Origin of the sequence: Cronobacter universalis NCTC 9529, assembly GCF_001277175.1 — a bacterium.
Classification (GTDB): domain Bacteria; phylum Pseudomonadota; class Gammaproteobacteria; order Enterobacterales; family Enterobacteriaceae; genus Cronobacter; species Cronobacter universalis.
This window is the reverse complement of sequence record NZ_CP012257.1, coordinates 3,035,921-3,054,525: the sequence shown is the minus strand read 5'-3', so window position 1 is coordinate 3,054,525 and position 18,605 is coordinate 3,035,921. Positions and strand designations below refer to the sequence as shown.

General features: G+C 58.0%; 16 protein-coding genes. 7 read left to right on the top strand and 9 right to left on the bottom strand.

What is annotated here, in order from left to right; translation table 11 throughout:
- The first annotated feature begins 138 nt into the window (after window positions 1-138).
- Window positions 139-2,328, top strand: a complete 2,190-nt coding sequence (locus AFK65_RS14085; RefSeq protein ID WP_038856609.1) for an EAL domain-containing protein — start codon at window positions 139-141, stop codon at window positions 2,326-2,328.
- A gap of 43 nt (window positions 2,329-2,371) precedes the next feature.
- On the opposite strand, the gene AFK65_RS14080 is transcribed toward AFK65_RS14085, so the two are convergent.
- Entirely contained in the window at window positions 2,372-3,556 is a 1,185-nt protein-coding gene (locus tag AFK65_RS14080) for a NupC/NupG family nucleoside CNT transporter (protein WP_007700237.1), read from the bottom strand.
- 356 nt (window positions 3,557-3,912) lie between these two features.
- On the opposite strand from AFK65_RS14080, the gene AFK65_RS14075 reads away from it, so the two are divergent.
- Window positions 3,913-5,151, top strand: a complete 1,239-nt coding sequence (locus AFK65_RS14075; protein ID WP_071602496.1) for an Nramp family divalent metal transporter — start codon at window positions 3,913-3,915, stop codon at window positions 5,149-5,151.
- A gap of 55 nt (window positions 5,152-5,206) precedes the next feature.
- Here the strand turns inward: AFK65_RS14075 and AFK65_RS14070 are convergent, their stop codons facing one another.
- Window positions 5,207-5,563, bottom strand: a complete 357-nt coding sequence (locus AFK65_RS14070) for a DUF2502 domain-containing protein (RefSeq protein WP_038856612.1) — start codon at window positions 5,561-5,563, stop codon at window positions 5,207-5,209.
- 135 nt (window positions 5,564-5,698) lie between these two features.
- Window positions 5,699-6,688 (bottom strand): L-glyceraldehyde 3-phosphate reductase, encoded by a 990-nt coding sequence (gene mgrA, locus AFK65_RS14065; RefSeq protein WP_007700218.1) that lies wholly within the window; start codon window positions 6,686-6,688, stop codon window positions 5,699-5,701.
- Between the two features lie 220 nt (window positions 6,689-6,908).
- On the opposite strand from mgrA, the gene AFK65_RS14060 reads away from it, so the two are divergent.
- Entirely contained in the window at window positions 6,909-8,576 is a 1,668-nt protein-coding gene (locus AFK65_RS14060; RefSeq protein ID WP_007700214.1) for an alpha-keto acid decarboxylase family protein, read from the top strand.
- Between the two features lie 153 nt (window positions 8,577-8,729).
- Window positions 8,730-9,695, top strand: a complete 966-nt coding sequence (gene glk / locus AFK65_RS14055; protein ID WP_007893455.1) for a glucokinase — start codon at window positions 8,730-8,732, stop codon at window positions 9,693-9,695.
- 36 nt (window positions 9,696-9,731) lie between these two features.
- On the opposite strand, the gene AFK65_RS14050 is transcribed toward glk, so the two are convergent.
- From AFK65_RS14050 to AFK65_RS14040, 3 genes are all read right to left on the bottom strand, one after another.
- Window positions 9,732-10,463: a LytR/AlgR family response regulator transcription factor gene (locus tag AFK65_RS14050; RefSeq protein ID WP_007700211.1), complete on the bottom strand. Its 732-nt coding sequence runs from the start codon at window positions 10,461-10,463 to the stop codon at window positions 9,732-9,734.
- Between the two features lie 12 nt (window positions 10,464-10,475).
- Entirely contained in the window at window positions 10,476-12,167 is a 1,692-nt protein-coding gene (locus tag AFK65_RS14045) for a sensor histidine kinase (RefSeq protein WP_085959953.1), read from the bottom strand.
- Window positions 12,168-12,245: 78 nt separating this feature from the next.
- Window positions 12,246-13,487 carry a DUF1479 domain-containing protein gene (locus AFK65_RS14040; protein ID WP_038856614.1) on the bottom strand — a complete coding sequence of 414 codons (1,242 nt, stop codon included), beginning with the start codon at window positions 13,485-13,487 and terminating at the stop codon, window positions 12,246-12,248.
- 240 nt (window positions 13,488-13,727) lie between these two features.
- Between AFK65_RS14040 and alaC the strand changes: the two genes are divergently transcribed.
- Window positions 13,728-14,969, top strand: a complete 1,242-nt coding sequence (gene alaC, locus AFK65_RS14035; RefSeq protein ID WP_038856617.1) for an alanine transaminase — start codon at window positions 13,728-13,730, stop codon at window positions 14,967-14,969.
- A 47-nt stretch (window positions 14,970-15,016) separates the two neighbouring features.
- Here alaC and ypdK read toward each other — a convergent pair whose 3' ends face one another.
- Window positions 15,017-15,073: a membrane protein YpdK gene (gene ypdK / locus AFK65_RS22455; protein WP_097566156.1), complete on the bottom strand. Its 57-nt coding sequence runs from the start codon at window positions 15,071-15,073 to the stop codon at window positions 15,017-15,019.
- Between the two features lie 357 nt (window positions 15,074-15,430).
- Here ypdK and AFK65_RS14030 point away from each other — a divergent pair, with 357 nt between their 5' ends.
- A complete protein-coding gene (locus tag AFK65_RS14030; RefSeq protein WP_007700200.1) occupies window positions 15,431-15,787 on the top strand; it encodes a cupin domain-containing protein in 357 nt (118 codons plus the stop codon).
- Here AFK65_RS14030 and AFK65_RS14025 read toward each other — a convergent pair.
- Both AFK65_RS14025 and AFK65_RS14020 read right to left on the bottom strand, forming a co-directional pair.
- Window positions 15,765-16,733, bottom strand: a complete 969-nt coding sequence (locus tag AFK65_RS14025; RefSeq protein ID WP_007700198.1) for a magnesium and cobalt transport protein CorA — start codon at window positions 16,731-16,733, stop codon at window positions 15,765-15,767. The two genes, AFK65_RS14030 and AFK65_RS14025, sit on opposite strands and share 23 nt — an antisense overlap.
- 93 nt (window positions 16,734-16,826) lie before the next feature.
- Entirely contained in the window at window positions 16,827-17,699 is an 873-nt protein-coding gene (locus AFK65_RS14020; RefSeq protein ID WP_032804796.1) for a LysR family transcriptional regulator, read from the bottom strand.
- A 106-nt stretch (window positions 17,700-17,805) separates the two neighbouring features.
- Between AFK65_RS14020 and budA the strand changes: the two genes are divergently transcribed.
- On the top strand, window positions 17,806-18,585 hold the full coding sequence (gene budA, locus AFK65_RS14015; protein WP_032804794.1) for an acetolactate decarboxylase: 780 nt from the start codon (window positions 17,806-17,808) through the stop codon (window positions 18,583-18,585).
- Window positions 18,586-18,605: the final 20 nt, after the last annotated feature.

Here is an 18,605-nt window from a genome sequence, read left to right as displayed (position 1 = left end):
TTTGCTTTTAAGGCTGGATGATTTTCTACTCATCATCCGCCGCCGCTCCTGAACATTCCCCATTTTCTTGCCAGCCTGGCGAAAGGTTTTTATCATTAAAGTCTGTAGAAACGCCGCCATGCCTGTAAGAAGCTCCCTATGAATTATCGCTCCGGTTTGCGTAAGTCAGGCATCGCGTTATTGCTGTGCGTCATGTTGTTGCCGCTGGCACGTCTGTTATCCCCACAGGCTATTGTCGATGGTGCCGAAATATATTTAACCTTTTTACCGCTCAGCCTGATGCTGGCGATGATTTATCTTTTCGGACGTTATGCTTTAGCCCCGCTGACGCTCTCCTTTTTATTTTTCTATGGCTGCTTTTTTCCGTTAAATAGCCAACAACTGCTGGCGTTTATCGCCAGTCTGATAGTGCCGAACATTCTGGTTTGCGGGCTGTGCCGCGCTCTGAAAGGCCCGCGCTGGCGCTTTGCGATAGCCCGTCACGGAACGGGGTTGCGCCTCTTTCTGACCGGATTGCTGGCGCCCTGCCTGATTAAACTCTTAATGATGGTTTCAGGTTACTTGCTTGATTATCCTGAGATTATTGCGTCTTATTTTGGCGAGAGCACCTCGTTTTACAGTATTGTCACCGTGCAGGGGTTAATGGCGGCGTCGGTTATTTTCGTCGATATTTTTTATTACCCGATCCGTATGGCGCTGAGCCCGGTTTTTGCCCGCGCGTTCTGGCGCCGCTGCATTATTCCGCTGCTGGCGCCGGAAAAAAAATTGCTGGCCGCCGGCTGGTTTGCCGCGGTGTTCATTGTGCTGACGCTCTTTCTGCTGCCGTTTAAAGTTTTTTTAATTTCGATTTATACGCTGCCGGTGATTTTCGTTTTATTTACCGCCGGGATTTTTCTCATCGGTCCCGTGCTGATTACGCTGCTCTGGGGAGTCTCTTTATTATTATTGCTGGGCAGCAACCACAGCTTTTTGCCGTCCGAAAAGCACGGCTTTTTACTGGCGTTTATGCTGTCTGGCTTTATCGCATTTACGGTTTCAATGCGTTTCATGACGGTCATTTTTAACAAGAATGAATGGATGAAACGGCAGTACCGTATGCTCGCACTGACCGATCCGCTCACCCGCCTGCCGAACCTGCGCGCGCTGGAGCTGCACCTGCAAAATGCTTCAGGCGGCGCGCTCTGCTGTCTGCGCGTGACCAACCTTGAGTTTCTCAGCCGTCATTACGGCCTGATGATGCGTATCCAGTGTAAAAAAGAGGTGACGGCGCTGCTGCAACCCTGGCTTAACGCGGGGGAGAAAATCTTCCAGCTGCCGGAAAGCGATCTGCTTATCTGGCTGGCAGGCCCTGAGCCGCACGACCGCTTGCGGCACATGGTGGATCTGCTGAGCAGTAAACGTATCCAGTGGAACGGCGCGCAGCTTGAGCTCGACTACGGCGCCGCCTGGGCGCCGGTACAGCAGGCGCAGGCGCCGGAAGAGCTCTACCGCACTATCGGACAACTGAGTTATCTGGCAGAGCTTGCACAGCCCGGCGAGCCGGTGGTGGCGCTGGAGAGCCGCAGTCAGGGCATTTCCGGGCAAACCAGTGAGCCGGTGCTGATGCTGCAAAAGGTAAAACGCGCGCTCTCAGAGGATGGCATCACGCTCTTCGCGCAGCCGATACGCAACGCGCAGGGAGAGGGGTATGCCGAAATCCTGGCGCGGCTTGAATACGGCGGCGAGCTTATTCTGCCCGCGAAGTTTATCCCGCTGATCGCCCGTTTTAACCTCAGCGCGCGTTTCGATATGCAGGTGCTTGAGAAACTCCTGAAGTATCTGCACAGCCACCCGCAAACGCGCCCGGGGGCGCGCTTTTCCGTTAACCTGATGCCCTTAACGCTGCAACAGCAGGGCATCGCCCAGCAGGCTATCGCACTGTTTGAGCGCTACCAGGTGCCGGTCAGCGCCGTGATTCTGGAGGTGACGGAAGAGCAGGCGCTCTCCGGCTCGGAAAACACCATGCACAATATTGCGCTCTTGCAGGAACGCGGATTTTGCATCGCGATTGATGATTTCGGCACCGGCTACGCCAACTTCGAGCGGCTTAAAAATTTACAGGCCGATATCATTAAAATCGACGGCTGTTTTGTGCGGAACGTGGTGAGCAATACCTTTGACGCGCTGGTCGTGAAATCGATTTGCGATCTGGCGAAGGCGCGGGGGCTTACCGTAGTGGCGGAGTTTGTTGAAACTCCGGCGCAGCGCGACCTGCTGTTCGCGCTCGGCGTGGAGTACATTCAGGGCTACCTGCCGGGGCAGCCAGAGCCGCTTGAGCGCCGGGCATAAAAAAACCGGAGCCAGGCCCCGGTTTTTAACGCGTCGCGTTAGCTTACAGCACGAGCGCGGCGATAGACGCGGAGAGCACGCTCACCAGCGTAGAGCCGTACACCAGCTTCAGGCCGAAGCGGGAGACCACGTTGCCTTGCTCTTCATTCAGGCCTTTGATAGCGCCCGCGATGATGCCGATAGAAGAGAAGTTGGCGAAGGAAACCAGGAACACGGACAGAATGCCTTCCGCGCGCGGAGAGATAGTGCCCGCCAGTTTCTGCAGATCCATCATCGCGACGAATTCGTTAGACACCAGTTTGGTCGCCATAATACTGCCCACCTGCAGGGCTTCGCTGGCCGGTACGCCCATCACCCAGGCAACCGGGTAGAAGATATAGCCCAGAATGCCCTGGAAGGAGATGCCCAGTACGGCGGCAAACAGCGCGTTGAGGCCGGAGATCAGCGCGATAAAGCCAATCAGCATCGCGGCCACGATAATCGCCACTTTGAAACCTGCCAGAATGTACTCGCCCAGCATTTCGAAGAAGCTCTGCCCTTCATGCAGGTTAGACATCTGCAAATCTTCTTCATTCTCAACGCGGTACGGGTTGATGATGGAGAGGACGATAAAGGTGCTGAACATGTTCAGGATCAGCGCCGCCACCACGTACTGCGGTTTCAGCATGGTCATGTACGCGCCGACGATCGACATAGACACGGTGGACATCGCGGTCGCGGCCATGGTGTACATACGGTTGCGCGACATTTTGCCGAGAATATCCTTATAGGCGATAAAGTTTTCTGATTGTCCCAGAATCAGCGAGCTTACCGCGTTGAAGGATTCCAGTTTACCCATACCGTTCACTTTGGAGAGAACCGTACCGATAGCCCGGATAACAATCGGCAGAACGCGAATGTGCTGCAAGATACCGATTAACGCAGAGATAAAGACGATAGGGCAGAGCACTTTCAGGAAGAAGAAAGCCAGACCTTCATCATTCATTTTGCCAAAGACGAAGTTTGTCCCTTCATTAGCAAAGCCGAGCAGTTTTTCAAACATATCGGCGAAGCCTTTCACAAAGCCCAGGCCAATATTTGAATTAAGGAAGAACCAGGCCAGCAGCACTTCAATCACCAGCAGCAGGCCAATATAAGGCAGACGAATTTTTTTGCGGTCGTGACTGACCAGCAAAGCAAGCAGCGCTACAACGGCGAGCGCCAAAACGAAATGCAGAACGCGGGACATATTTGCTCCAAATATGAGGCAGGTTTAATTTCCGTGCACATTCTATGCAACAACCATTTAGAAAACGAGATCTGCAACACAGTATAGTTACGTCATGTGACCAAACGCTAAAAGAGTGATCAAACATACAAAAATGTTATGTTGCGTAAAGCAGTGAAAGGTTATCTTTTGCTGCTACACTTTTAACATACGTGGGCGCACGGCATAGTATTTTCCGCGTATTCCTCGATCTTAACCTACCTTTCATTGATTTCAGCTATCAGAGCCATCAGAGATTGTCCGGTTTAATGAACTTGATAATCATTCTCATTTTGGTAGCATGAAACATAGCAAAGGCTATATTTCAGAGGCAGAGAATGAACCACAGTCGCGTTGAGCAAAATCGTGGCCGTACAGCGCGGAAGTTAAGGCTGGCGCTGATGGGGCCGGCTTTCATCGCTGCCATTGGCTATATCGATCCGGGCAACTTTGCGACCAACATTCAGGCGGGCGCGAGCTTCGGCTACCAGCTGCTGTGGGTGGTGGTCTGGGCGAACCTGATGGCGATGCTGATTCAGGTGCTCTCCGCCAAGCTTGGCATCGCCACCGGCAAAAATCTCGCCGAGCAGATCCGCGATCACTATCCCCGCCCGGTCGTCTGGTTCTACTGGGTGCAGGCGGAGATCATCGCGATGGCGACCGACCTCGCGGAATTTATCGGCGCGGCGATAGGCTTTAAGCTGCTCCTCGGCGTATCGCTCCTGCAGGGCGCGGTGCTGACGGGCATCGCCACGTTTCTGATCCTGATGCTGCAAAAGCGCGGGCAAAAGCCGCTGGAGAAAGTGATCGGCGGGCTGCTGCTGTTTGTGGCGGCGGCGTATATCGTCGAGCTTTTCTTCTCGCAGCCGAAACTGGCGGAACTCGGCAAAGGGATGCTGATCCCAAGCCTGCCGACATCCGAAGCGGTGTTCCTGGCGGCGGGCGTGCTGGGGGCGACCATCATGCCGCATGTTATCTATCTGCATTCGTCGCTCACGCAAAACCTGCATGACGGTTCTCGCAAAGAACGCTACTCGGCGACCAAATGGGACGTGGCGATCGCCATGACCATCGCCGGTTTTGTGAATCTGGCGATGATGGCGACCGCCGCGGCGGCGTTCCACTTCAGCGGACACACCAAAGTGGCGGAGCTTGATCAGGCGTATCTGACGCTCGAACCCCTGCTGAGCCACGCGGCGGCGACCATTTTTGGTTTAAGCCTGGTGGCGGCGGGGCTCTCTTCCACGGTGGTGGGCACGCTGGCGGGGCAGGTGGTGATGCAGGGGTTTGTGCGCTTCAGCATTCCGCTCTGGGTGCGTCGCGCGGTCACCATGGCGCCATCGTTTATCGTTATCCTGATGGGCCTCGATCCGACGCGTATTCTGGTGATGAGCCAGGTGCTGCTGAGCTTTGGTATCGCGCTGGCGCTGGTGCCGCTGCTCTTCTTTACCAGCAACAAAACGTTGATGGGCGAACTGGTGAACACGCCGTGGGTAAAACGTACCGGCTGGGCGATTGTCGTACTGGTGGTGGCGCTGAATATCTGGCTGCTGGTGGGCACGGCGCTCGGGTTATAACGACGTAAAAAAGGCAGGCGCTGAGCCTGCCTTTTTCGTCACTACCGTTGTGAAATCAGTGGTGATGACCGTGGCCGCGGCCATGTTTACCCCAGCCGCGACGGTCGTCGCGATCGTTCCAGCCTTCGCGATAACCGCGCTCATACGCCCGGCGGTCATCCCAGCCGCGGCGTTTATCCCAGCCGCGGTGCAGGCCATTGTCATGACGCCACCAGCGGTCGCCGCGCCACTCGTAATGGTTGCGCCAGTAGTCGCGGTCGCGCCAGCGGCCTCCGTCCCAGTAGTTACCGTAATTGTCGCGATCGCCAATTTGTAATTTGATGGATGGCAACAGGGTGATTTCACCAGCGCTGGCGATAAGCGGCGCGGTGCCCGCCAGTAACGCTGCTGCAAGAATCAGTGACCTGAACATACTTATCTCCTTCACGATCGGGGCCGTAGTGGCCTGTTGCAGTAATATTACGGACCTGTAAATCCCTGCAGCATCGCTCCGACTCTGAAAACAGGTATGACCGCACTTTTTGCTAAAGCAGCGTCACCTCATGCACTAGGTGAGTATCGCCTCGATCGCCTGACGCTCTTCGGCGGAGAAGTTCCGGTTGGCGAGCATTCCCACCGCATCGTCTATCTGGCTGATTTTACTGGCGCCAATCAACACTGACGTCACTTTCTCATCGCGCAGCACCCAGGCGAGCGCCATCTGCGACAGCTTCTGCCCGCGCTGTACCGCGAGGTCGTTCAACTGGCGCACTTTCTCCAGCTTCTCAGGCGTTATCTGATCCGGGTTCAGGAAGCGGCTGCCGCTGGCGGCGCGCGAATCCGCCGGAATGCCGTTCAGGTAGCGGTCCGTCAGCTGTCCGCCCGCCAGCGGCGAGAACGCAATACTGCCGACGCCTTTTTCCTGCAAGAGATCCAACAGGCCATCCTCTACCCAGCGCTCAAACATCGAATATTTGGGCTGGTGGATAACACACGGCGTGCCAAGCTGCGCCAGCAGATCGATAGCCTCGCGCGCCCTATCCGCCGGGTAGTTAGAGATGCCGACATACAGCGCTTTACCCTGACGCACGATATGGTCCAGCGCGCGCATGGTCTCTTCGAGCGGCGTCTCCGGGTCCGGGCGGTGGTGATAGAAGATATCGACATACTCAAGGCCCATGCGCTTCAGGCTCTGGTCGAGGCTCGAAATCAGATATTTGCGCGACCCCCAGTCGCCGTAAGGCCCATCCCACATGGTGTAGCCCGCTTTGGTGGATATAACCAGCTCGTCGCGGTACGGGAGAAAATCCTCTTTCAGGATGCGGCCAAAATGGCTTTCGGCGGAGCCCGGCGGCGGTCCGTAATTATTGGCGAGATCAAAATGAGTAATACCGAGATCAAACGACCGGCGCAGCAGCTGGCGGCTGGTCTCCACCAGCGTAGCGTCGCCGAAGTTATGCCACAGGCCGAGCGAAATGGCCGGAAGCTTCAGGCCGCTGTGTCCGCAGCGGCGGTATTCCATCGTGGCGTAGCGCGCAGGATCTGCCTGATAAACCATGCTTATTCACCTCTGTACGTGGTTGCTGCACTGTTGGAGTATCGCGTTAAGACGCAAAGCGATACCGCAAGTGTATACGGTTACACCGGGTACGAAAGCTGACAGCCTACACGCCCGGCGTGCGTAAATCTTGCTTGCCACCGCTTTTTGCTGCCGCATTCTGGACAGGGATCACACTTCACCAATACTCACTACAGGCCCCTGAAAAAGGATGGCGAATATGCCAGCTTACTATTGTATTGCCGATTATCTGCTGGACCGTCTGGCGGGATGTGGCGTTAAGCACCTGTTTGGCGTGCCTGGAGATTACAATCTGCTGTTCCTCGATAACGTTATCGCCCACCCGCGCATCACCTGGGTCGGTTGCGCGAATGAGCTCAACGGCGCTTACGCCGCCGACGGGTACGCCCGCTGCAACGGCATCGGCGCGCTGCTGACGACCTACGGCGTCGGCGAGCTCAGCGCGCTCAACGCCATCGCCGGTAGTTACGCTGAGGCGGTGCCGGTGCTGCATATCGTCGGCGCGCCGTGTCAGTCGGCGCAGCGCAAAGGCGAAGTGCTGCACCACACGCTGGGCGACGGCGATTTTCACCACTTTATGCGCATCGCCCGCGAAGTTACCGCCGCCCAGGGCTGGCTTACGCCCGCGAACGCCTGTAGCGAAATCGACAGGGTGATAGCGGAAATGCTGCGTACCCGCCGCCCCGGATATCTGGTGCTGCCGACCGATGTGGCAAGCGCGCCGGCGGTTTCGCCTGTAAACGCTATCACCGTATCGCGGCCACAGGGCGACGACGCACAGCTGGCCGCGTTTCGCGAGGCGGCGCAGGCGCGCTTCGCCAAAGGCGGGCGCGTGGCGCTGCTGGCGGATTTCCTGGCGCAGCGCTTCGGCGTGCAAAACGCGCTGCATCAGTGGATGGACGACACGCCGATGCCCCACAGTTCGCTGCTGATGGGCAAAGGCGTGCTGGATGAAACAAAGCCCGGCTTTACTGGCACCTACAGCGGCGCGGCGAGCGATCCGGCGGTCTGCCGGGCGATAGAAGAGGCGGATCTGGTCATCTGCGTCGGCGTGCAGTTCGCCGATACCATCACCGCCGGGTTTACCCAGCGCCTGACGCGCGACCAGACTATCGACGTCCAGCCCTGGGCCACCCGCGTGGGCGACCGCTGGTTCAGCGGCATCGCGATGGATCAGGCGGTGGCGATTTTGCATGACATCGCCAGACGCCACAGCGCGCGGCTCGCGCCGCCAGACATCACGCCGCCTGCAACCAAACCCGCCGCCGCGGGCGCGCTTAATCAACAAAACTTCTGGCCGCTGATCGAGGCGTTTTTACAGCCGGGCGACATCATCGCCGTCGATCAGGGCACCGCCGCGTTTGGCGCCGCCGCGCTGCGTCTGCCCGCTGGCTGTGATTTCCTGGTGCAGCCGCTCTGGGGTTCGATAGGCTACGCCTTGCCCGCCGCGTTCGGCGCGCAAACCGCCTGCCCGAACCGCCGCGTGGTGCTGATCACCGGCGATGGCGCGGCGCAGCTCTCCATTCAGGAAATGGGTTCCATGCTGCGCGACGGCCAGGCGCCGGTGGTTATCGTGCTCAATAACGACGGCTACACGGTGGAGCGCGCCATCCACGGCGCGACGCAGCGTTATAACGATATCGCCCCGTGGCAGTGGACGAAACTGCCGCACGCGCTGCACGCCGACAGCCAGGCGCAAAGCTGGCGGGTCAGCGACGCGGCGCAGCTAAAAGAGGTGCTGGAGCGCCTCTCGCGGCCCGAGCGGTTGTCGTTAATTGAGGTGATGCTGCCGCGCGACGATGTGCCGCCGCTGCTCGATGCCGTCAGCCGGGCGCTGGAGGCCCGCAACGGCGCGCAGGACGAATAAGCGCCTTTCGATACAGAAGATGCTGAAACGTTCAAGGTAATCTGTGATGTAAGTCTCTAAACACGGGGCACTTATGCTATGGTCATTGTTGTTCAGGCGCCGGGAATTTAGAGTGTGCCAAGATTATTTTGTATTTAGCGGAGCAGCAACAGAATGACCAAATATGCTTTGGTGGGAGACGTAGGCGGCACCAACGCACGCTTAGCGCTGTGCGACGTAGACAGCGGCGAGATACTCAAGGCGAAAACCTATTCCGGCCTTGATTATCCGAGCCTGGAAGCGGTGGTGCGGGTGTATCTGGAGGAGCACAACGCCACGGTAACGGATGGCTGTATCGCCATTGCGTGTCCGATTACCGGCGACTGGGTGGCGATGACCAACCACGTCTGGGCGTTTTCTGTCGCCGAAATGAAAAAGAATCTCGGCTTCGATCATCTGGAAATTATTAACGATTTCACCGCCGTTTCCATGGCGATCCCGATGCTCAAAACCGACCATCTGATCCAGTTTGGCGGCGGCGAGCCGCAGCCCAATAAACCGATCGCCGTTTATGGCGCGGGCACCGGGCTTGGAGTCGCGCACCTCGTGCATGTCGATAAGCGCTGGGTGAGCCTGCCGGGCGAGGGCGGTCACGTCGATTTCGCGCCGAACAGCGAAGAAGAGGCGATTATTCTTGAACAGCTGCGCGCCGAAGTCGGCCACGTCTCCGCCGAGCGCGTACTGTCAGGGCCGGGCCTGGTGAACCTCTACCGCGCGATTGTCAAAGCCGATGGCCGTCTGCCGGATAACCTGCGTCCGAAAGACATTACCGAACGCGCGCTGGATGACAGCTGCACCGACTGCCGTCGCGCGCTGTCGCTCTTCTGCGTCATCATGGGCCGTTTCGGCGGCAACCTGGCGCTGACGCTCGGCACCTTTGGCGGCGTCTATATCGCAGGCGGTATCGTGCCGCGCTTCCTGGACTTCTTCACCTCCAGCGGTTTCCGCGGCGGGTTTGAAGATAAAGGCCGCTTTAAAGCTTACGTACAGGATATTCCGGTCTATCTGATTGTTCACGACCAGCCGGGGCTGCTGGGCGCGGGCGCGCATCTGCGCCAGACGCTGGGGCAGATCCTCTGACAAAAAAGGCGCCGCGCGGCGCCTTTTTGTTATTCCTCACAACCGCATCAGCTGGCGGAATTCTTTAACCCGGCCGCGGCTCACCGGCACCTGAAAATCGAGATCGCGCAGGCGCAAAATGTAGGTGTTGTTAAACCAGGGCTCGATCTCGCGGATCTTATTGAGATTCACGCAGTAGGAGCGGTGGCAGCGGAAAAAATGCGCCTCCGGCAGGCGGCTGCAAAACTCGGTGATATTCATCGGCATCACATACGCCTCTTTGCGCGTATAGACGAACGTCATCTTCTCGTGCGCTTCGGCGTAGTAAATGTCGTTGATATCGGTAACGATAATCCGCTCGTCCTTAATAAGGTTAATGGTCGCGTTCTCGCGCCCGGCGGGTGCGGCGGCGTGCGGCGCGCTCTGCTGCGCAAAGGCGGCTTCCAGCTTTTGCAGCATCCCGATAATGCGCGACTCCTGATACGGTTTCAGAATATAGTCGAACGCTTCCAGTTCGAACGCCTCCACCGCATGCTCTTTCCAGGCGGTGATAAACACGATAAACGGCTTGCGGGCGAATTTACTGATGTTCTGCGCCAGCAGCACCCCATCCAGCGACGGAATATTGATATCGAGAAAAATGGCGTCCACGTCGTGCTGCTGGAGATATTTCAGTACATCCAGCCCGTCTTCGAACGTGGCGACCACCTCCATTTGGCTATGCGTTTTAATCAGCCAGTTCAGCTCCTGCTGCGCGAGGACTTCATCCTCGACGATAATCACTTTCATCGTATTCTCTCTCTACAACAGCATCGCGGCGTCAGGACGCGGCGGTTGATCCGGCACGTAAAACGCAATCTCGGTGCCCGGCTCCAGGCGGCGAATGTGCAGCCCTTCGCCATACAACAGCTTCACGCGATGGTGCACGTTAACCAGCCCGATTTTATTCACCGGCATCTCGTCCGTATCCAGCTGTTCGATAACCTGAGGATCAATGCCGTGGCCGGTATCGCGCACCGCGATCCGCACCCGGCTGCCGCTCTGCGCGATGCTAAGCGTCACCACGCCTTTGCCGCGGCACGGCTGAATGCCATGCACAATCGCATTCTCCACCAGCGGCTGGATAAGGAGACTGGCGACGCGGCAGTTCACCTCGTCGTCGATATCGTAAATCACGGTCAGCTTGTCGCCGAAGCGCGCCTGTTCGATCGCGATGTAATCCTTGATCTGGTACAGCTCTTTTTTAATGTCGATCTGCTCGTCGTCTTTCAGCTCGATGTTGTAGCGCAGATATCGCGAGAGATTGAAAATCAGCTGGCGCGCGGTGTCCGGGTTGAGGCGTATGGACGAAGAAATGGCGTTCAGCGCGTTAAAGAGGAAGTGCGGGTTGATTTTGCTCTGCAACGCGCGCAGCTCCGCTTTATTCGCCATCTCGCGCAGCTGCTCGGCGCGCGACACCTCAAGCTGCGTGGAGATAATCTGCGACAGACCAACGGCCATCTCCTGCAACGAGGAGGTGATCTGATGCGCATGGCAATAGTAGATTTTCAGCGTTCCGGTGACGATGCCTTTCTCCCACAGCGGGATCACCAGCATGGAGTGAATCTCCGGCGTGCGGTGGGCTTCGTCGTTATTCTTGATGATGATTTTGCCGTAGCGGATCGCCTGCTGCGTGGTGGGGCTCAGCGCGTCGCTGTTATCCTGGTAGTTATGCTCGCCCACGCCCACATAGGCCTGCACCTTTTCGGTATTGGTGATGGCGACCGCGTCGGCGTCGATATCGCGGCGGATAATGTCGCACACCTGGCGCAGGGATTCGGTATTCACATGGCGGAACAGCGGCAGCGTTTTGTTGGCGATATCCAGGGCCAGTTTGGCCTGGCGCGCGGCGCTGGCCTCTTTTTCGCCCTCGACGCTTCGCACCAGCAGCACGATAAAACCGATAGAGACGCTGCCTAAAATCATCGGCACGCCGATTTTCGACACGATATCCAGCCCGAGCGCCGTGGTCGGCGCCCAGACCACCACCAGGATCATGGTCAGCGTTTCGCACAGCATGCCGCCGAGAATACCCGCCCGCCAGTGCTGCGCTTTCGGCACCCGGCGGCTGATAAGGCCAGAGAGCCCGCCTGCGACGATGCTGGTGATAAAACAGGGAATGGCGGTGATGCCGCCAATATCAATCAGGTAACGGTGCAGCCCGGCGATAACGCCGGTAATGATGCCGACCCACGGGCCAAAGAGAATACCGCCGGACATCACGGCGATAATGCGCACGTTCACCAGCGAGCCTTCCACCGGCACGCCGGACCAGGTGCTGAACAGCGCGAACATCGAAAAGATAGCGGTGACCGCCAGCAGCTCTTTCGGCGTGTGGGCGCTCTTATGCAGCAGCTCGCGGAACAGGCGGATGCGAATCAGGAAAAAGAGGCAAATCAGCATTAGCGCCGCGCGGTCAAAGACCGCCAGCAGCATGTCGAAAATCTCGTGCACGGAAAACCCGAAGTCTGGCAGGAAAGCGCACATGATAGAAAACCTGACGGCCCTTGACCAGCCGCCAGGTTTTGCCGGTTACGCGCCTCTGAGCTGTTCGCGTCCGGCAGGGGTGAGATCCGCCTCGGCGGCGCGCCCGCTGAAATCGACCTCAAAATCGTCCGGCGCGAAGTCCGGCGGCGAGCGGCCTTCCACAAACGCCGGCCACTGGCGCTTCAGATAGGCGTCGTTCTTCTCACACCACGGCGCGGCGGCGATATACATCACGTTGCTGTCAAACTCGCCCTGATGCTCGTTTTCCACCGCGTGAATAACGTCGCAGTGCCAGAACACGGTATCGCCCGGTTCCATATCGGGAATTGAGGAAATCCCGGTCAGTAAAAGGGGATGCCAGCGTTCGTTAATGGATAACGCGCGGCCAGGCTTCGCGTCGCACAGCGAATCCTCCGGCACGTCGTCCTGCAACGCGCGCAGCAGGATATACGCCATCGCGTTGGCCACCGGCAGCAGCGTCAGCGTACCGCCGTGCCTGCGCTGCTCGGAGAGCGCCGTCCAGCCCTGGAAGGTACGGAACATGGAGCAGACGGCAGGCGAGGGGATCTCCCGCGCCTCGACGCGTCCTTCCGCTTCAAACGGGTTGTAGCGCCGCCACTCGCCGCTGAAGACGTGACGGTAAACGTGACGGAAGTTCTCATCAAGCCAGCGCTCTACCGAGCCGCCATCGACGTGCGGCGACAGGCCAAGCGACGACGAGCGCGGCGGGCGGCGTCGGGTGCGGTCGGCGTACGTCACCACGCGATTCGGATCGAAATGCTGTTTGCCGTGGCTCTCCGTCTGCCAGAGATTATTCAGAAACACCTGCGCGGCTTTCATACGCTCGTGCTGGCGCGCCTCCACCTGCGGCTTCGACCAGTAAATGCCGTAAATCTGCGGCTTACTGTCGGCAAGCGTGCCGAAATAGTTATCTTCCGCCGCGTTCTTGAGCTTTTCGACGAAATCGTTGCGCTCAAGATAATCGCCAATTTCCTGGTTCCAGGCGCGCGCCTGGTTTTCCGGGAAGACGCCTTTAATCACGCAGCAGCCGCGCTCGCGGATGCGGGCTTTCTGCGCGTCGCTGATGCGGCCGTTAATAATGTCGTCGGCCTGGATCTGCGGCACCGGGCTTTCGCCGCGTGCGGTTTCGCTTTTGATGGTTTCTATCTGGCGCGCGATGTCGGCTTCCAGCTCGGCAAACACGGCCTGATAGTTCGGCAGCGCCTGGCGCAGCTGCTGTTTTATCTCGCGGATAGCGGCGGGAAGATCGGGAATGTGCAGGGTCATGACATGTACTCCGGCAATCGTGAACAGGGGTTATTGTTTTGTTGCGTCGAAGTTAATATAGCCATGAGTCATCAAATAAAACAGGGTTAACTTTCAAATGAAAGTTCCTGTTTTTTGTTCCGTAAATTTTTTTGCTCTGGCCTCTCGACAGCGGAAAATTTTCCAGGCTATGTTCTTAGGGCCGCATCAGCGGCAGCGTCGCTCGGACGGTCCGGGCGCTTACGTCACATCGAGGAACCTATGGCTGATTTCAGTCCCAAACGCCGTTTTTCGCGTATCGAACGCCTTCCCCCTTACGTTTTTAACATCACTGCTGAGCTGAAAATGGCTGCGCGTCGGCGCGGCGAAGATATTATCGATTTCAGCATGGGCAATCCGGACGGCCCCACGCCGCCGCATATCGTCGAAAAACTCTGCACCGTGGCCCAGCGCCCGGATACGCATGGCTACTCCACGTCGCGCGGTATTCCGCGTCTGCGCCGCGCCATTTCGCGCTGGTATCAGGAGCGCTACGAGGTGGAGATTGACCCGGAAACCGAAGCTATCGTCACCATCGGATCGAAAGAGGGGCTGGCGCACCTGATGCTCGCCACGCTCGATCATGGCGATACGGTGCTGGTGCCGAACCCGAGCTACCCGATCCACATCTACGGCGCGGTGATCGCCGGCGCGCAGGTGCGTTCGGTGCCGCTGGTGGAGGGCTTGGATTTCTTCAACGAGCTGGAGCGGGCGATCCGCGAAAGCTACCCGAAGCCGAAAATGATGATTTTAGGCTTCCCGTCGAACCCGACGGCGCAGTGCGTGGAGCTGGAGTTTTTCGAGAAAGTCGTGGCGCTGGCGAAGCGCTATGACGTGCTGGTGGTGCACGATCTGGCTTACGCCGATATCGTCTATGACGGCTGGAAAGCCCCGTCCATCATGCAGGTGCCAGGCGCGCGCGATGTCGCCGTAGAGTTCTTCACGCTCTCTAAAAGCTACAACATGGCGGGCTGGCGCATCGGCTTTATGGTGGGCAACCAGGAGCTGGTCAGCGCGCTGGCGCGTATCAAAAGCTATCACGACTACGGCACCTTTACGCCGCTCCAGGTGGCCGCCATCGCCGCGCTGGAAGGGGATCAGCAGTGCGTGCGCGATATCGCGGAGCAGTATAAACGCCGCCGCGACGTGCTGGTGAAAGGGCTGCACGAGGCGGGCTGGATGGTCGAATGCCCGAAAGCGTCGATGTATGTCTGGGCGAAGATCCCTGAGCCTTACGCGGCGATGGGCTCGCTGGAGTTTGCCAAAAAGCTGCTGCAGGACGCGAAAGTCTGCGTCTCGCCGGGGATTGGTTTTGGCGACTACGGCGACACCCATGTGCGTTTCGCGCTGATTGAAAACCGCGATCGCATCCGCCAGGCGGTGCGCGGCATTAAAGCGATGTTCCGGGCCGACGGGCTGTTGCCCGCGGGCGCGAAGAGCGCCGCGGCGCAGGACGCCGAATAAAAAAACAGGAGCCGGTGGCTCCTGTTTTTTTTTACTCAGGTGTTTTACTAAATCATCAGGGCAAACGTGCCGGCCCACAACAGTAAAATCACCGAGACGCCCATAAAGAAGTATTTCACGTTACATCGCTCCGCATGCCTGAAAACACGCCTGAATCAATACGCAAGGTCACAGTATACAAAGTTGACGCCACAGCCGAATCACTTTGGGACTATTCCTCAAACCGGCTGCCGCTCTCTAAAATCATGCGCGTCAAATGACGTCAGCGAGCGCTAATGTAATCCTTTATTTCAGAGGTGACAAGCGACGCGCGGGCTCGTTGAAAGAAATTTTTTCATCCTGCTTTTTCCTTAAAAAACAATTAAAAAGAAATTAATTACGGTGCGTAATTCCCGATTCCTGGTGCTTGTCAGCGGCTTCGCTAACGGCCACTCTGGAAGGGTATAAAAACAGGAGCGCGTATGAAAATCAGCAGAGCGAATGCGGAACATTATTTGTGGGGCGGCGACTGCGACGGCTGGCATCTGGTGAAAAGCCTGGGTCTCAGCGTTATCCATGAGCGGATGCCCGCCGGACGCGCCGAACAGCGCCACTACCATGAGCAGTCGCGCCAGTGCTTTTTTGTGCTGAGTGGGGAACTGACGATGGAGCTCAACGGCGAGCGCGTCACGCTTGCGCCTGGCGAAGCGATAGAAATTCCGCCGCAGGCGCCGCATCAGGCGCGCAACGACGGGGCCGGGGCGGTGGAATTCCTGGTTATCTCCCAGCCGACCACGCGGGGCGACCGGGTGGATCTTACAGCCAGCCCGAGCGCTTGAGCTTCCAGTAGAGCAGATAGCAGACGGCGATGGTGCCGCCGATGGTCACCGGATACCCGAACGCCGAGCGTATCTCCGGCATATTTTCAAAGTTCATGCCGTACATACTGAAGATAACGGTCGGCACCACCAGGATCGCCCCCCAGCCCGCGAGCTTTTTCACCACCTCGTTTTGCTGAACGGTAACCAGCGCCAGGTTCACATGCATGGCGCTGGTCAGCATCTCGCGCATATCTTCCGCATCCATGACCACATGATGCGCGTGATCCTGGACGTCGCGCAGGTAAGGGCGCAGCGTCTTCGGCACGATATCTTCATGCAGGCGAATCAGCTGATTGCAGATCTCGTCGACCGGCAGCGCGGCGTTACGAATCGCCAGCAACTGACGACGCAGCGTATAGACCTGCTGCACCGCCTGCTTATCAAACTCGGTACGGAACATCGTGTCTTCCATCTCGCCGATGCGGCTGGTGAGCGACGAGGTGATTTCGAGATAGTTATCGACGATAAAATCGAGCAGGCAGTAGAGCGCGTAGCCCGGCCCAATCGCCAGCATGTCGGGCTTTTCCTCGGCGCGGGCGCGAATGGGCGCATAGCTTTCCGACGCGCCGTGACGCACCGTTATCAGAAAGTTTTTGCCGATAAACAGGTGCGTTTCGCCAAACTCGATCTGTTCCTGACGGTTCATCCACGCGGTTTTCACCACCATAAACAGCGATTCGCCATACTGTTCGATTTTCGGGCGCTGATGGGCGGTAAGGGCATCTTCAATCGCGAGCTCGTGCAGGCCGAACTCCTGCTGGATGATGTGCATAAACGGCGCGTCGGGCTGCCAGAGCCCCAGCCAGATAAAGGCGTCAGGATCTTCAATCGCCTCGCTGATATCTTCGAGGTTAATGACTTCCGGCTTTTTGTCGCGCCGGTACACCATACTGTTAACAATCATTTTTTCATCCCTGGCGGTACGCTTATCGGGTAACTATAAACACCGCGCGCGCCGTCTTCCTCTTTTTCGCGAGAATTCAGGCGATTCTGGCGCTTAAAACATTTCCACCAGCCGGCGTACCGACGGCGAGCGCTCAAACTTACGCCAGGCCAGCGCGATATCGGTTTTCAGCGTTTGATCGCTTAACCGGTGAAACGTCACCTCCGGGTGCCCGATGCACTGCATCGAGACCGGCACCAGCGCGAAGCCAAACCCCGCCGCCACCATGCTGAGCGAGGAGGAAAGCTGCGAAGCCTGCTGGCTGTCGGCAGGCGCCAGCCCCGCGCGCAGACAGGCGTTAAACACCAGTTCATACAGCCCCGGCGCCACTTCATGCGGGAAGAGGATCAGCGGCGTACCGACCAGTTCGCTCAGCGCCACTTCATCACGCTCGCTCAATGGATGGCTGCGGTGCAGCGCCGCCACCATCGGCTCCACGTCAATCAGGCGCAGGTTAAACGCTTTGCTGCTCTCGCACGGCAGGCGGACAAACGCGGCGTCCAGCAAACCCTCTTCCAGATCGTGCATCAGCGACGCCATGTTCGCCTCCTGCTGCAGCAGCGTAATGGCCGGGTAGCGGCGCTGAAATTCATGCAGCAGGGAAAAAATATGCGGGTGAAACGCGTTGGAGCTGCTGATGCCTATCGAGAGCGTGCCGTTAACGCCACGGGCGATGCCACGCGTTTTCTCCAGCGCCGCGTCGCTGAGCGCCAGTATCTGGCAGGCGTCCTGATAAAAGGCCTCGCCGGCCTCGGTAAGCTCCACGCCGCGCGTGAGACGACGCAGGAGCGGCGTGCCTACCTCGCGCTCAAGACGCTGGATCTGTTGACTGAGCGGCGGCTGAGAAATACCCAGTAATTCAGCGGCACGGGTGAAGTGCCGCGTCTGGGCTACCGCCACGAAATAACGCAAATATCGAAGTTCCATATCAAATACGACTCAAACCGGGATGCTTTCTATATTGGAACCCTGCGCTGAATCGCGTCAACATTTGATTAATCTTTCTTACGGAATATGAGTGAGGATCAGTGCAATGAGCCATGCAACCGATTGTTCTTGCGAGCAAAGCTTGCTGGAAACCGTGCGGGCGCTACGGGATAAAGATACAGAATGTGTGATATATCAAACATCCATGATGAGCGCCCTGCTCAGTGGCGTTTATGAAGGTAATACCACCATCGCGGATCTCCTGACCAAAGGCGATTTTGGCCTCGGCACCTTTAACGAACTCGACGGCGAACTCATCGCCTTCAGCCATGAAGTTCACCAGCTGCGCGCCGACGGCAGCGCCCGTGAAGCGCAGCCCGATCAGAAAACGCCGTTCGCGGTAATGACCTGGTTTAAACCGCACTACCGTCAGCGCTTCGACCGGCCGATGAGCCGCCAGCAGATCCATGACGTGATCGACCGCCAGGTGCCGTCCGACAACATCTTCTGCGCGCTGCGCATCGACGGCCACTTCCGCCATGCCCACACCCGCACGGTGCCGCGCCAGACGCCGCCGTACCGCGCGATGACCGACGTGCTGGACGACCAGCCGGTGTTCCGCTTCGACGGCCGCGACGGCGTGTTAGTCGGGTTCCGCACGCCGCAGCATATGCAGGGCATTAACGTCGCGGGCTACCACGAACATTTCATCACCGACGATCGTCAGGGCGGCGGGCATCTGCTCGACTACCAGCTGGAAAACGGCGTTCTCACCTTCGGAGAGATCCACAAGCTGATGATCGATCTGCCGTCGGACCCGGCGTTCCTCAACGCCAACCTGCATCCCGACAATCTCGATGCGGCCATCCGCTCGGTTGAAAACTAACAGTCAGAAAGGGGAAATAT